General features: G+C 70.3%; 13 protein-coding genes. 10 read left to right on the top strand and 3 right to left on the bottom strand.

Features of this window, described 5'->3' with window-relative positions; genetic code table 11:
* Positions 1–53: 53 nt before the first annotated feature.
* The 7 genes from folE (at position 54) to EJC77_RS01240 (ending at position 5,976) form a co-directional block, all read left to right on the top strand.
* Complete coding sequence (gene folE / locus EJC77_RS01270; RefSeq protein ID WP_125609750.1) at positions 54–677, top strand: GTP cyclohydrolase I; 624 nt, start codon at positions 54–56, stop codon at positions 675–677.
* Between the two features lie 36 nt (positions 678–713).
* A complete protein-coding gene (locus EJC77_RS01265) occupies positions 714–1,949 on the top strand; it encodes an NAD(P)/FAD-dependent oxidoreductase (RefSeq protein WP_240629631.1) in 1,236 nt (411 codons plus the stop codon).
* Between the two features lie 8 nt (positions 1,950–1,957).
* Positions 1,958–2,902: a dihydropteroate synthase gene (folP, locus tag EJC77_RS01260; RefSeq protein WP_205786751.1), complete on the top strand. Its 945-nt coding sequence runs from the start codon at positions 1,958–1,960 to the stop codon at positions 2,900–2,902.
* Positions 2,899–3,645: a pyrimidine reductase family protein gene (locus tag EJC77_RS01255; RefSeq protein ID WP_125609748.1), complete on the top strand. Its 747-nt coding sequence runs from the start codon at positions 2,899–2,901 to the stop codon at positions 3,643–3,645. Before folP ends, EJC77_RS01255 begins: the two co-directional genes overlap by 4 nt.
* 65 nt (positions 3,646–3,710) lie before the next feature.
* A complete protein-coding gene (locus tag EJC77_RS01250) occupies positions 3,711–4,640 on the top strand; it encodes a J domain-containing protein (protein ID WP_125609747.1) in 930 nt (309 codons plus the stop codon).
* A gap of 30 nt (positions 4,641–4,670) precedes the next feature.
* Entirely contained in the window at positions 4,671–5,138 is a 468-nt protein-coding gene (locus EJC77_RS01245; RefSeq protein ID WP_125609746.1) for a tRNA (cytidine(34)-2'-O)-methyltransferase, read from the top strand.
* 34 nt (positions 5,139–5,172) lie between these two features.
* Positions 5,173–5,976 carry a class I SAM-dependent methyltransferase gene (locus EJC77_RS01240; protein WP_125609745.1) on the top strand — a complete coding sequence of 268 codons (804 nt, stop codon included), beginning with the start codon at positions 5,173–5,175 and terminating at the stop codon, positions 5,974–5,976.
* Here the strand turns inward: EJC77_RS01240 and EJC77_RS01235 are convergent.
* The 3 genes from EJC77_RS01235 to EJC77_RS01225 form a co-directional block, all read right to left on the bottom strand.
* Positions 5,973–6,950, bottom strand: a complete 978-nt coding sequence (locus EJC77_RS01235; protein ID WP_125609744.1) for an electron transfer flavoprotein subunit alpha/FixB family protein — start codon at positions 6,948–6,950, stop codon at positions 5,973–5,975. The two genes, EJC77_RS01240 and EJC77_RS01235, sit on opposite strands and share 4 nt — an antisense overlap.
* A gap of 12 nt (positions 6,951–6,962) precedes the next feature.
* Complete coding sequence (locus EJC77_RS01230) at positions 6,963–7,754, bottom strand: electron transfer flavoprotein subunit beta/FixA family protein (RefSeq protein ID WP_125609793.1); 792 nt, start codon at positions 7,752–7,754, stop codon at positions 6,963–6,965.
* 247 nt (positions 7,755–8,001) lie between these two features.
* Complete coding sequence (locus EJC77_RS01225; protein WP_125609743.1) at positions 8,002–9,510, bottom strand: S1C family serine protease; 1,509 nt, start codon at positions 9,508–9,510, stop codon at positions 8,002–8,004.
* 293 nt (positions 9,511–9,803) lie between these two features.
* Between EJC77_RS01225 and EJC77_RS01220 the strand changes: the two genes are divergently transcribed.
* The 3 genes from EJC77_RS01220 (at position 9,804) to EJC77_RS01210 (ending at position 13,990) form a co-directional block, all read left to right on the top strand.
* Positions 9,804–11,786 (top strand): TPM domain-containing protein, encoded by a 1,983-nt coding sequence (locus EJC77_RS01220; RefSeq protein WP_338069446.1) that lies wholly within the window; start codon positions 9,804–9,806, stop codon positions 11,784–11,786.
* Positions 11,787–12,010: 224 nt separating this feature from the next.
* A complete protein-coding gene (locus EJC77_RS01215) occupies positions 12,011–12,814 on the top strand; it encodes a PspA/IM30 family protein (protein ID WP_125609741.1) in 804 nt (267 codons plus the stop codon).
* 84 nt (positions 12,815–12,898) lie between these two features.
* Positions 12,899–13,990 carry an NAD-dependent epimerase/dehydratase family protein gene (locus EJC77_RS01210; protein WP_125609740.1) on the top strand — a complete coding sequence of 364 codons (1,092 nt, stop codon included), beginning with the start codon at positions 12,899–12,901 and terminating at the stop codon, positions 13,988–13,990.
* Positions 13,991–14,132: the final 142 nt, after the last annotated feature.

The raw sequence follows: 14,132 nt of genomic DNA, 5'->3' as shown, positions 1-14,132 counted from the left end.
TGTCGCGCATCCGCTTCTAAAGTCAAGAATACAAGATTTAGAAGGGTTTGGACATGTCGATTTCCAGCACCGTATCACCGCTCCTGCGTCGGCTTGACGACCTTGACGACGCCGACGCCTTTGACGCGGCCCTGCCCGCCGGCATCGACCTGTCCGCGGCACGTGCCGCCGTCACCGACCTGTTGCGCGCGCTGGGCCGTGACGTGGCCGACCCGCACCTGGTCGACACGCCGCGACGCGTGGCCGACGCCTTCGCCGAAATGCTCACGCCCCGGCCGACCGGCTGGACCACGTTCCCCAACGACGAGGGCTATGCCGGACTGGTCATCGTCAAGGACATACCGTTCCATTCGCTGTGCCAGCACCATCTGCTGCCGTTCCGCGGCGTCGCCCACATCGGCTACCTGCCCGGCGAACGCCTGTTCGGCCTGTCCAAGCTGGCCCGCGGGCTGGAGCACTTCGCCCGGGACCTGCAGGTCCAGGAGCGGCTGACCCAGCAGGTGGCCGACTGGCTCGAGGACACGCTCAACCCGCGCGGCGTCGGCGTGGTGCTCGAGGCCGAGCACCTGTGCATGTCGCTGCGCGGCGTCCACGTCGCCGGGACCCTCACACGCACGTCCGTGTTCACCGGAGGCCTTGCGGACACCGGCCCCCTGCGAGAACAATTCCCCCACTAGCAACGGTACGACCGAGCGGCAAGGAATGAGGCAATCATGAGCGAACAACGCCAACCTGGCATGGTCATCGTGGGCGGTGGACTGGCCGGCGCCACGGCGGCGGCGACATTGCGGGAGGAGGGCTATACCGGGCCGGTGACGATCGTCGCCGACGAATCCGAGACCCCTTACCAGCGTCCGCCCCTGTCCAAGGGCTTCCTGGCCGGGAAGGAGGGCGAGGACGCGCTGCTGCCCTACCCGGCAAGCTGGTACCCGGAGAACAACGTCGAGGTCATCACGGGGGAAGCGGCCACGGCCATCGACCCGGACGCCCACACGGTCGCCCTGGCCGGCGGCCGCATCCTCGGCTACGACAAATTGTTGCTGGCCACCGGTGCCACGCCGCGCCGCATCCCGTTCCCGGGTGTGGACCTCGACGGCGTGCACACGTTCCGCACCAGGGCCGACAGCATTCGACTCAAGGAGCTCCTCAAGGACGGCGGGCACCGGCTGGTCATGATCGGATCCGGCTGGATCGGCATGGAGATCGCCGCCACGGCACGCGAACTCGGCAACGAGGTCACGCTGCTCGGGCTGGAGGAAGTCCCCCTGTCCGTCGCGATCGGCGCCGAACTCGGCGCCGTCTTCGCGAAGCGGCACGAGGAGGCCGGTGTCAGGTTCGTCCTGCCGTCCAGTGCCGCCGCGATCACCGGGGACGACGGCAAGGTGACCGGCGTGACGTCGACCACCGGCGTCGTGCTTCCGGCCGACCTGGTGATCGTCGCCGTCGGCGTCGTGCCCAACATTGCGCTGGCCGAGGACGCCGGCCTGGCCGTTGAGAACGGCATCCTGGTCGATGCGTCGCTGCGCACGTCGAAGGAGGACATCCTGGCCGCCGGGGACGTCGCGAACGCCATGCACCCGATCACCGGTGCCCGGGCCCGCAGCGAGCACTGGGCCAACGCGATCGCCGGCGGCAAGGTGGCCGCCCGCACCATGCTCGGCCAAGACGCCGTGCTCGACGACATCCCCTACTTCTACACCGACCAGTTCGACCTCGGCATGGAGTATTCCGGCTACGCGGCGCTCACGAAGGGCGCCGACATCGTCATCCGGGGCAGCCTGGAGTCCCGCGAGTTCATCGCGTTCTGGGTGGCCGGCGGGCGCGTCGTGGCGGGCATGAACGTGAACGTCTGGGACGTCCAGGAGGACATCAAGGCCCTGATCGGCAGCGCCCGCACGGTCGACACGCGGGCGCTGGCCAACCCCGCAATCGCGTTGGGCGATATTTGATGGAGGGGATGACCATTCTCCAGCCGCCCGTGACGGCCGCCCCCTTCCACACCCCGCCGCTGCTGCATCCGGTCCATGATTTCGGCCCGCGCACGCTGGATTTCAGCCGCCATGTGGCGCTGATGGCGATCGTGAACCGCACACCGGATTCCTTTTACGACGCCGGTGCCACGTTCGCGCTCGACGCCGCCGTGGGTGCGGCGTTGGCGGCCGCGCGTGACGGCGCCGACTGGGTGGACATCGGCGGCGTGCCGTTCGCGCCCGGTCCGGCCCTCAGTGCCGAGGAGGAGTCCGACCGGGTGGTGCCCGTGATCGAGGCGGTGGCCGCGCGCAGCGACGTGATCATCTCGGTCGACACGTTCCTGCCCGAGGTCGCCGCGCGCGCCATCGCCGCCGGCGCCCACGTCGTCAATGACACGACCGGACTGGCCAACCCCGGGCTGGCCGAGGTCGTCGCCCAGACGGGCGCCCACCTGGTCATCACGCACAGCCTGGCCAAGCCGCGCACCGTGTACCCCCGCCCGTCGTATGTGGATGTCGTCAGCGAGGTGGCCGCGTTCCTGCGCGAGAAGGCGGAGCTGGCCATCTCGCTCGGCGTCGCGCCGGAGAAGATCATCGTCGACCCGGGCCACGACCTCAACAAGAACACGCTGCACACGCTCGAGATCACGCGCCGCTTCAATGAGATCGCCGACCTCGGCTTCCCGGCGCTCGCCGCCGTGTCCAACAAGGACTTCATCGGCGAGACACTCAACCAGCCGAAGGCGGACCGGTTGGCCGGCTCGTTGGCGTCCGGCGTCATCTGCATCCTCGGCGGGGCGCGGATCCTGCGCATGCACAATGTCGCGGAATCGGCCGCCGCGATCCGCATGACGGAGGCCGTGCTCGGCTGGCGTGAGCCCGCGTATCTGTTGCACAACATGGGCGACGTCAACGAGCCGGCCCAGCCATGAGCGGCATCGACCGGGTCTTCCCGCCGCCCGTCGTTGAGGCCGGCGACGCGGACCTGCTCGAGTGGTACGCCGCGGGGCGGCGCCCCGGCCCGTGGGTCGGATTCAACTTCATCGCCAGCCTCGACGGGGCCGCCACGCTCGGCGGCAGGTCCGGCGGGCTGGGCAACGCGGCCGACCAGCGCGTCTTCGGGCTGCTGCGCCGGCACGCCGACGTGATTGTGGTCGGCGCCGGCACCGTCCGGGCGGAGGGCTATGGCGGCCCGCTGCTGCCGGCCGAGGCACGGGCGTGGCGCACATCGCGGGGGCTGCCGGCGCATCCGCCGCTGGCCATCGTGTCCGGCACGTTGAACCTGGACCCCGGCATGCCGGTGTTCACGCAGGCTCCGGTGCGCCCGTTGGTAATCACGACGGCGGCCGCCGCACCTGGGCGGGTGGCCGCGCTGGCCCCCGTGGCGGACGTCGTCACGGCCGGCGCCGCGACCATCGATATTGGCGTGCTCATCGCCGAGCTCGGCGCACGGGGCCTGGCCCGCATCCACGCGGAGGGCGGCCCGAGCCTGCTCGGTTCCTTCCAGGCGGCCGGGCGCGTGGACGAACTGTGCCTGACGCTCTCGCCGGTCCTGGTCGGCGGCAATGCGCCGCGCATCGCGGCCGGGCCGCCCGGCGCCGCGCCGGAATCCATGGAACTGGCCCACATCCTGCGCGCCGGGTCGATGCTGTTCCTGCGCTACGTCCGGGGGTAGCCGGGACTCTCACCGTGGAACGCCCGGTAGGATGTTATGACATCGCCACACCGGAAAGGCCTTGAGTGGGAGAGCAGTTCCGCACGCACTACCAGGTGCTCGGTGTGCCCGCCACGGCGACAGCCGGCGACATCAAGAAGGCGTACCGCCGGGCCGCGCGCGCCGCGCATCCCGACCACGGCGGCGACCCGGCCGAGTTCCGCGCGGTCACCGAGGCCTACGAGGCGCTCATCAACCCGGCGCGGCGCCAGGCGTACGACCGGTCCTACGGCGCCGGGTCGCGGCAGGCCCCGCGCGGCACGTCCGACACGGCCGCCGGCTTCAGCACGTCGGCCCGTGCCGGCACGGGCCGAAACGTCGCCGCCGAGGCGGCCGTCTACTTTCCCGCCTACGAGGACCTGCCCGCCGGCACGGAGCCGCTGCTGCCGCGGTCGACGGCGGCGCAGCCCGTCCATGGCGCGCCCCGCAAGCGCGGCGTGTTCGGCGCACACGCCCGGATGGCCCGCGAGGCGTACACGATCAGGCTCATCATGACCCAGCTGCTGCCGGCCATCCCGTCCGCCCGGCTCGTCAACGGGCTGCAATCGCCCGTGGGGAAGGGCCAGCTTGACCACGTGATCGTGGCCGGGTACCGGATGGTCGTGGTCGCCTCGATGCTGCTGCCCGAAGGGGCGTACCGGTGGAACGGGTCGTCGCTCATGCACGGGGCGAAGGCCGTCGAACCGCCCCGGCTGGACGGGCCCGTGCGGGCCATGCAGGAGCTGTTCCCCGAATGCAACGTGACCGGGTGGGTGTGCGTGCACAGCACCACAGGCAGCCAGTTCGAACCCGTCATCGACTACGCGCGCGGCACCGACCCGGACGGCACCGGCGGGCTGAACGTGGCCAACGCGGCCCGTTTCATCCGTGAGGCGAAGTTCTTCCTCGCCTCCGGGCCGGTGCCGAACGTCGTCGACCTGCAGGTGCTCTCCCGCCTCCTCGGCGGGATGTACTGAGCCGGACGGCCCGGGGAATAGGATGGTCTGGTGTTCCGCATCCTGTTCCTGACGCCCGAAATCCCCGGCAACACCGGCAACGCCATCCGGTTGGCCGCCGTCACCGGGGCGCAGCTGCACCTCGTGGAGCCGCTCGGGTTCGACTTCGAGGACGCCAAGCTGCGCCGTGCCGGACTGGACTACCACGACCTGGCCGTCGTGACCGTGCACCCCAGCCTGGAGGCGGCATGGACGGCGCTGGCGCCCGAGCGGGTGTACGCGTTCACGTCCGACGGCGACACGCCCTACACGGACATTTCCTACCGGCCCGGCGACGTGCTCTTGTTCGGCCGCGAATCCGTCGGCCTGCCGGAGGCCGCCAAGGCGGACCCGCACGTCACGGCGCGGGTCAGGCTGCCCATGCTCCCCTCGCTGCGGTCCCTGAATCTCGCCAATTCCGCATCCATCGCCATCTATGAGGCGTGGCGGCAAAACGGCTTCGCCGGCGCCCAGCTCTAGACGTCCCATTCCACCCACCCCACGGAGGCCCCGCATGTCCGTTCGCGATCCCGGCTTGGCGTTCACCGACGGCGCGATCCAGTTCGAATCGTGGTCCGAGAAGTTGTGGGACCCCATGGCCCGTGAGGTCATCGCGGCGGCGGCCCTCACCGCCGGCGAGCGGGTCCTCGACGCGTGCTGCGGCACGGGCGCGGCCACCATCCCGGCGGCCGAGGCGGTCGGCCCATCCGGGACGGTCGACGGCGTGGACCTGTCTACCGGGCTCCTTCGCCTGGCCGCGGCCAAGCTGTCCGGCCGCGGCATCCTGAACACGACGCTGACCGAGGCCGACGCGACCGACTGGCGCGGGCACCGCACGTTCGACGCGGTGCTGTGTTCCTACAGCATGTTCTTCTTCGACGACATGGACGCCGGCGTCGACCACCTGCTGTCCATGCTGCGCCCGGGTGGACGTTTCGTCACGAGCACGTGGATCGCCGGCGCGCTCGAGCCCTTCGCCGGACGCATCATGGCGGCGGCCATCACCGAACGCCCCCGCCTTGCCGGGGTGGTGCCCGTGGCGAACGGCAACATGGCGCGGGTGGACACGGTCGAGTCCATGGCCGCCTGGCTGTCCGCCCGGGGCCTGGTGGACGTCACCGTGCTGACCCGTCCGCTGACGCTGACCGTGGACGACGAGATGGCGTGGAACCTGGTCATGGGCAGCGGCTGGCGCACCCTGCTCCCCCGCGACCCCGAGGCGATCGCCCGGGTCCGCAAGGAGTTCATCCGGTCCGTGGGTCCCCGCGTGGACATGAACTCCGACACCCTGATCGGGATCGGCAGCATCCCGCGCTAGCCCCGGCGCTTGCGGATCTCCGCGGCGGCCTGGGGCAGCACGTCGAACAGGTCGCCGACGATGCCGAAGTCGGCGATCTCGAAGATCGGCGAGTCCGCGTCCTTGTTCACGGCCACGATGACCTTGGCGGTCTGCATGCCGGCCTTCTGCTGGATGGCGCCGGAGATGCCCGCGGAAATGTACAGTTCGGGCGAGACGGTCTTGCCGGTCTGGCCCACCTGGAAGGTGTGCGGGATCCAGCCGGCGTCCGTCGCGGCGCGGGAGGCGCCGACGGCCGCGCCCAGCGCGTCGGCCAGTTCCTCGATCGGACCGAAGTCCCCGTCGACGCCGCGCCCGCCGGACACCACGATCCGGGCGTTCTCCAGCTCCGGGCGTCCGGTGGCCGGCCGCGGGGTCCGCTTGACGACGCGGGCGCCCAGGCTGGCCGGGACGAACGCGACCTCCAGCGCCTCGACGCCCGGGGTGGTGGGGTCGGGCGCGGGCGCGGCCTCGATGCTGTGCGCCTTGACGCTGATCACGGCGATGTCCGAGACGGCCCGGGCCGAGACGGTGTAGGACCCCGCCAGCACGGACTTGTGCGCGACCAGGGTGCCGCCGTCGTTCTCCACACCCACGGCGTCGGTGATGACGCCGGCGTTCAGCGCCACGCCGACGCGGGCGGCGATCTCCTTGCCCTGCGCGCCGTTGTCCACCAGCACGGCGGAGGCGCCGACCTCGACCGCGGCCTGCGCCACGAGGTCCGCCATGGGCGCCACCAGGTAGTCTGCCAGCTCGGCTTGTTCCGAGTGCAGCACGCGGGTCACGCCGTAGCCGCCGAGCGCCTCGACGAGCCCGGCATCCGCCGGTCCGGCCACCACGGCCACCGGCTCGCCGGCCGTGCGGGCCAGCGTCAGCAGCTGCGCCGTGACGGTGCCGAGCGCGGCGGAAGACGCAATGGATTCGGTCCTGTCAATGAAAACAACAATGGAAGTCATGGAGGCGCCCCTTTAGAGAAGTTTCTGCCCGGCCAGGAAGTCCACCAGCGCGATGCCGGCGTCGCCCGAGTCGGTGATGATGGTGCCGGCGGTGCGCGGCGGGCGCGGTGCGGCGTCGGTGACCCGGGTCAGCGACCCGGACGCGCCGACGTCGGACGCGGCCACGCCGAGGTCCGCCAGCGAGAGCGTGGTGACCTTCTTCTTCTTCGCCGCGATGATGCCCTTGAAGTTCGGGTAGCGCGGCTCGTTGGCCTGGTCGGTGACCGAGATGAGCGCCGGCAGCGACGCCTCGATGTCCTCCGTGGTCTCGTCGCCGTCACGGCGCGCCGTCACCGTGGTCCCGTCCACCTGCACGGAGGAGGCGAACGTGACCTGCGGCAGGCCCAGCCGGGCGGCCAGCTGCGCCGGCACGATCGACGTCTCCCCGTCGGTGGAGGCCATGCCGGTGACCACCAGGTCCACCGGGGCCAGGCTGCCAATCGCCGCCGCCAGCACCAGGGACGTGGCGGACGCGTCGGAACCGGCCAGCGCGTCGTCGCACACGTGGACGCCGGCGGTGGCGCCCATCTGCAGCGACTTCTTCACGGCGGCCGCCGCGGAGGCCGGCCCCATGGTCAGCGCCGTGACCTGGTTGCCGGCCTTGGCGCCGCCGCGCGACTCGGCGACGGCCAGGGCCGCCTCGAGCGCGTATTCGTCCAGTTCGGACAGGATGCTCTCATTGCGGTCCAGCGCGTGGCCGGGTCCGGAAAGATGACGGTCGAATTGCGCGTCTGGCACGTATTTCACCAGAACCACAATGTTCAGTGCTGTGTTGTCCACTACTGTCCTTTGCGTCAAGACACGATTCGTCGTACGGAATTGTCGTCGCCGGTAGGCGCGGCACGGCCACAAGGCCCTGCCCAAGAGCTTAGTTCGTTCGGGGCCGCCGCCGGAATCCTCCGGGTCGCTTCGTTACTTGCGCCTTGACACCGGTGCGGCCGGGCTTGCCCCAAGCACGACGGCGGCCCGCCGCGCCCTGGGTGCGCGGCGGGCCGGTCCCGTCCGGTTGCGGCTACTGTGAGGCGGTGCCGAGCGTGACGTCCACGGCCTGCGCCTTGCCGTTCCGGGTGAACGTCACCTTCACGGTGGCCCCGCCCGCCTGTTCACGCACGGCCGCGGTCAGCGACGACGCATCGGTGATGCGCCGGCTGCCCACCCCCGTGATGACGTCGCCCACCTGCAACCCGGCCTTGGCCGCCGGCGACCCCGACGTGAGCTCCGCCACCTGGGCGCCGTTCGTGAACCCGCTGCTGGCGCCGCCCGCGGCGGCCGGCTGGACGGCGACGCCCAGCTGCCCGTGGGTGGCCTTGCCGTTGGCGATCAGTTCCTGGGCGATCCGCGTGGCATTGTCGATCGGGATCGAGAAGCCGACGCCGATGCTGCCGGACTGGCTGCTGCTGGACGAGTTGCCGGCGGAGGCGATGGCGACGTTCACGCCGATGACCTGCCCGCTGCTGTTGAGCAACGGTCCACCGGAATTGCCGGGGTTGATCGGGGCGTCGGTCTGGATGACGTTCAGGTTCACCTGGCCCGTGGCCGTTTGGGACTGCCGGTTGGAACCGTCCGGCGGCGCGAAGTTGAAGCCGCCGTTGCCGCCATTGCCGTTCTGCGACCCGTCGCTCGGGGTGCTCGGCACGGCGGACGACGCCACCTGGATGGTGCGGTTGACGGTGGAGATGATGCCCTCGGTCACGGTGCCGCTGAGGCCCAGCGGGGCGCCGATGGCCACCACGTTGTCGCCCAGGTTGATCTTGGACGAGTCACCGAGCGAGGCGGGCACCAGGTTCGGGGCGTCGATCTTCACGATGGCCAGGTCGGACAGCGGGTCCGTGCCGACCACTTTGCCGGTGTACACCTTGCCGTCGCTGGTCTGCACCGAGATGGTCGCGTGGGCGGCCTGGCCGTCCAACGTCACCACGTGCGTGTTGGTCAGGATGTTCCCGGCGGTGTCCAGGATGATCCCCGACCCGGTGCCGCCGGAGCTGCCGCTCGAGGCCGAGATGGTGACGACCGATGGCATCGCCTTGGCCGCTACGGCCGTCACGCCGTTGACGCTGTCCTTGTTGTTGACGATGACGGGCGTGTTCTGCTGGGACGTGGCCACGACCGGCGAGGCGCCCTGGGAGTTGAGCAGGTACGAGGTGCCGCCGGCGACGCCGCCGCCGATCAGGGCCGCCGCGATCACGCTGGCGGCGAACAGGCCCATGCCGACCTTCCTCGGCTCCTTGCGCGGGCGGGCCGTGACGGCCGGGGCCAGCGTGTGCGGATACGCCGGCGCGGCCGGGTAGGCTGCCGTGTTCGGAGGCGCGCCCGGCTCCCCGTGGCCCGGATGGGGCGGCGTCGGGATCGCCTCGGTTGGATGCGTCGGCGCGTACTGTCCGTACTGGGGTTGCTGCGCGGGCTGGGGTTGCTGCGCGGGCGCCGGCGGGAGGATGCGTTCGGTCGGGTTCGCATTGCCGTCCTTCTGTCCCTCCACCGGATCCGGTGTCCCGGGGGTTTCGCCGCCAGGGTTCTCGCTCATCGGTTTTCCTCTTCTCGTCAAGATCCGTGGGTGTTTCTCTTGACATCAATCATGGCCAGTGTTGCTGTCGGTGTTGCGAACATTCGCTGGAAGGTGGCTGTGAAGAACTCTTAAGCCCATTTTCGCACCGCGGGCATTTCTCCACGGGCGTAGCGGCCGGCGTGGACTGCCGCAAAATATCCCCCCTAGAATCAAATCACGACCGGCGCCACGAGCTGCCGGCGACCACGAGCAGAGGGTGACTGATGCGGTTCCGCAGCACTGTATTCCAACGACCGCTGTTTTCACGGCTATTGGCGGCCGTCGGCCTGGCCGCACTGCTGGTGCTCCCGGCCGCCGCGGCCCACGCCGAACCACCGGTGACGATCCCCGGCGGCACGTACATCGTGGACAATGCGGCCGTGCTGGGCAATGACAAGGCCAAGGTCCAGGACGCCATCAACAAGCTGGGCCATGACCACGGCATGACCCTGTTCGTCGTGTACGTCAACTCGTTCGACGGCGTGACGCCCGTCACCTGGGCGACCGACGTCGCCACCAAGAAGCAGCTCGGGCCCCAGGACGCCGTGCTGGCCGTGGCCGTCCAGGACAGCAAATACGCGCTCATCGCCGATACCTCGGTCATCACGCCGGCCCAGAACGACACGATCCAGAAGTCGGCGCTGCTCCCGCAACTGAAGCAGCACAACTGGGCGCAGGCAGCCATCGACACCGCGGCGGCGCTCGGCGACGCGGCTGGCGGCGGCAAGGGCACCGTGCCCAACGCCACGGGTGGGCTCGTCGCGCTGGGGGTCGGCGGCGTCGTCGTCGTTGGCGGCGTCGGTACGGCCCTGCTGATGCGCTCCAAGCGCAAGCAGAGGTCCGAGCGGCAGCGCGAGCTGGGGTACGGCGCGGACGGCGCCGGGATCGACCCGAACGCCGGCGTGCCGATCCCCGAGCTGCGCACCAAGGCCGGCAGCATGCTGATCGCCGCCGATGACGCCATCAAGGCCAGCGACCACGAGGTCGGCTTCGCCCAGGCCTCCTACGGGGACGAGGCCGTTAAACCGTTCCAGGCGGCGCTGCAGGCGGCCAGGACGCATCTTAACGAGTCGTTCAAGCTGCAGCAGCTGCTCGACGACGAAATCCCGGACACGATCGAGGAAACACGCTCCTGGTACGGCCAGATCATCGCGCACTGCCAGGAAGCCGGCGCGGCGCTCGATGCGCAAAAGGCGAAGTTCGACGAGCTGCGCGAGCTGGAGCGCACGGCGCCGCAGGTGCTGGCGAAGGTTTCGGCGGACGCCGCGACCGTGACGGGCCAGGTCGACGCCGCCGAGGTGGCCCTGGCCGGGCTGCGGGAGCGCTACGCGGATTCGGCGCTGGCCACCGTGGCGGACAACATCGCCCAGGCCAACGAGCGGCTGGAGTTCGTGCAAACCGCGGCGAAGGAGGCCGGCGACAAGCTCGGCGCACAGGACACGGCCGGTGCCGCCGTCGCCGTCAAGGCCGCCGAGGAGAGCCTGCTGCAGGCCACCGTGCTGCTGGAGGCCATCGGCAAGACGGAGCAGTCGATCGGCGCGTCGAGCCAGGCGCTGGGGCCGGCGCTGGCCGCCGCGCTGGCCGATCTGGACAAGGCCAAGGCGATGGTCAGGGACCCGCAGTTCCAACGGTTCACACCGACCGTGACCTCCGCCGAAACGGTCCTGGCCGATGCCAGGGCGCAATCCGGGTCGGGCAAGATCGACCCCGTCGCGTTGCTGGCCGGCGTCCAGGCCGCGCACGGCCAGCTCGACGAACTGCTGACCGGCATTCGCAACCAGCAGGAACAGGCCCTGCGGGCCCAGGCCGCGCTGACCCAGGCCATCATGTCGGCGCAGGCGCATATCCAGGCCGCCGACGACTTCATCTCGACCCGCCGCGGCGGCGTCGGCTCGCAGGCCCGCACGCGGTTGTCCGAGGCGCAACGCAACCTGGACTACGCGGTGTCCATCAAGGACAGCGACCCGGCCAACGCGCTCGTGTACGCCCAGCAGGCGCTGCAGCTCGCCCAGCAGGCGCTGGCCTACGCCCAGAACGACGTCGACGGGTTCGGCGGCGGGGGCGGTTACGGTGGCCGCGGCAGCATGGGCGGCGGCATGGGCGGGGCGATACTCGGCGGCATCCTCGGCGGCATGATCGGCGGCGGGTTCAGCGGCGGAGGCGGCTTCGGTGGCGGCGGCTTCGGTGGCGGCGGCGGGGGCGGGGGCTTCGGTGGCGGCGGCGGGGGCTTTGGCGGTGGCGGCGGCAACTTCTAGCCGGCCGCGCCCGGCCGGCTGGTTCCCGCCCCGGATACCTGTCCGCGGGGCGGTGATACCGGTCCACGGGGCGGTGTCCACCGGGCAGTGGAGGTAATACGGTAGTAAGGGACGCCGCAATTTTGGGACAGCGCAATGTTGGGACGCGGCATCCAACGGACACGGCACGAGCGAAGCAGAGCAGATCAGAGATGTTATTCAAGGGCAGGACGAAAGGTAGCACCATGACGAAGCAGTCCATTTTCGGCCGGATCGCACAATTGGCCAAGGCCAACATCAACGCGTTGCTCGACCAGGCCGAGGACCCGCAGAAGATGCTGGACCAGATGGTCCGCGACTACAAGGACAACATCAACGAGGCCGAGTCCGCCGTCGCCCAGACGATCGGCAACCTGCGCATGCTGGAGGACGACTACAACGAGGACGTGAAGGCCGCCCAGCAGTGGGGTTCCAAGGCCCTGGCCGCCAGCCGGAAGGCCGACGAGTTCCGTGCGGCCGGAAACGCCACCGACGCCCAGAAGTTCGACAACCTGGCCAAGGTGGCCCTGCAGCGCCAGATGTCCTCGGAGAACGAGGCCAAGACGGCCCAGCCGAATATCACCGCGCAGAACGAGGTCGTGGAAAAGCTGAAGGTCGGCCTGACCCAGATGCAGACCAAGCTGGGCGAACTCTCCAACAAGCGCAACGAACTGATCGCCCGGGCCAAGACCGCCGAGGCGCAGACCCAGGTGCATGACGCGCTGAAGAGCATCGACATCATGGACCCGACCAGCGAGGTCAGCCGCTTCGAGGACAAGATCCGCCGCGAGGAGGCGAAGGTGCGTGGCCTGAACGAGCTTGCCGCCTCCAGCCTGGACGCACAGTTCAACAGCCTCGAGGACCTGGGCGAGCAAACCGAGATCGACGCCCGGCTGGCCGCGCTCAAGGCGGGCAGCGCGCCGGCGCCGGCGGCGATCGAACCCACCCCGACGGCCGGCGCCGACGCAGCCGACGACACGGTCGACGAGGCCGATTTCGACAAGATCTAGGCCCCGGGCCCTCCCGTTGATCCACCGCTGGCGCGATGTCTCAACGGGGCCCTCGGGCGCGTGGGCCCACCGGGCCGGCGTCGCATGAGCGGATTGAACGACGACGTCGCGGCCGGCCTGGACACGTTCGGGGCCGGCCGCGGGCGGGAACCGGTGTCAGTCGGGGCCGCACCCGCCCTGCGCGTGCTGGTGCTGGGCGGCACGGGCGTCATCAGCTCCGCCGTGGTGGCACGGGCCGTCGCGGTGGGGCACCGGGTCACGGTGCTCAACCGCGGTACGGACACACGGCGGCCACTCCCCGGCAGCGTGGACGGGCCCGGCGTGGACAGGCTCGTCGCCGACGTCGCCGATCCGGCCGCCGTCCGGGCGGCGCTTAGCTCGCGCACTTTTGACGTGGTGGCGGACTTCCTGTGCTTCACGGCCGAGGCGGCGCGCGCCGCCGTCGAGCTCTTTGCCGCGCGCACGGGCCACTACCTGTTCGTCAGTTCCGCCTCGGCCTACCAGAAGCCGCCGGCACGGCTGCCCGTCACGGAGTCGACGCCGCTGCGCAACCCGTTCTGGCAGTATTCGCGCGACAAGATCGCCTGCGAGGACGTGTTCACGGCAGCGTACCGGAACACCGGTTTCCCGGTGACGATCGTGCGCCCGTCGCACACCTATGACCGGACCGGCCTGCCGCTGCTGGGCGGGTGGACGGATGTGCACCGCATGCGCGCCGGGCTGCCCGTGCTGGTGCATGGCGACGGCACATCGTTGTGGACGCTGACGCACGCGGCCGACTTCGCCGTCGGGTTCGCGGGCCTCCTGGGCCGGCCCGAGGCGATCGGCGACAGCTTCACGATCACCTCCGACGAGGTGCTGCCGTGGGATGCGATCTACCGGGCCGTGGGCGCCGCGGCCGGGGTGCCGGAGCCGCGGCTCGTGCACGTTGCCAGCGAGACGATTGCCGCAAACGCCCCGGCGCTGGGGCCCGGGCTGCTGGGCGACAGGGCGCACTCGGTCGTCTTTGACAACGGAAAGATCAAGGCCCTGGTGCCGGACTTCCGTGCCCGCATCCCGTTCAGTGCCGGCGCCCGGGCCATCATGGCCTGGCACATCGACCATCCGGAGGCGCGGGTGGTCGACCCGGCGTTCATGGACCTCTCGGACCGGCTCGCGGCCGCCTCCCTGCGTTGATTCCTCGCCAACGGCGGGTGATCGGCTCCCGCACCCGCCATTACTGGGGAATCAATGCCGCGCCGGGATTCCAACGGAACCTGAATGACGCATTTACGGTGAAATCAAGTGGATGAATCCGCATTCGAGGATGTAGATTCGT

Source organism: Specibacter cremeus (assembly GCF_003946885.1).
GTDB lineage: Bacteria > Actinomycetota > Actinomycetes > Actinomycetales > Micrococcaceae > Specibacter > Specibacter cremeus.
This window is presented reverse-complemented; position numbering and strand designations above follow the sequence as displayed.

Excerpts from the sequence above, each read along its gene's own strand:
- folE (WP_125609750.1), top strand. The coding sequence starts at position 54 with ATGTCGATTTCCAGCACCGTATCACCGCTCCTGCGTCGGCTTGACGAC.
- EJC77_RS01265 (WP_240629631.1), top strand. The coding sequence starts at position 714 with ATGAGCGAACAACGCCAACCTGGCATGGTCATCGTGGGCGGTGGACTG.
- folP (WP_205786751.1), top strand. The coding sequence starts at position 1,958 with ATGACCATTCTCCAGCCGCCCGTGACGGCCGCCCCCTTCCACACCCCG.
- EJC77_RS01255 (WP_125609748.1), top strand. The coding sequence starts at position 2,899 with ATGAGCGGCATCGACCGGGTCTTCCCGCCGCCCGTCGTTGAGGCCGGC.
- EJC77_RS01240 (WP_125609745.1), top strand. The coding sequence starts at position 5,173 with ATGTCCGTTCGCGATCCCGGCTTGGCGTTCACCGACGGCGCGATCCAG.
- EJC77_RS01235 (WP_125609744.1), bottom strand. The coding sequence starts at position 6,950 with ATGACTTCCATTGTTGTTTTCATTGACAGGACCGAATCCATTGCGTCT.
- EJC77_RS01225 (WP_125609743.1), bottom strand. The coding sequence starts at position 9,510 with ATGAGCGAGAACCCTGGCGGCGAAACCCCCGGGACACCGGATCCGGTG.
- EJC77_RS01215 (WP_125609741.1), top strand. The coding sequence starts at position 12,011 with ATGACGAAGCAGTCCATTTTCGGCCGGATCGCACAATTGGCCAAGGCC.
- EJC77_RS01210 (WP_125609740.1), top strand. The coding sequence starts at position 12,899 with ATGAGCGGATTGAACGACGACGTCGCGGCCGGCCTGGACACGTTCGGG.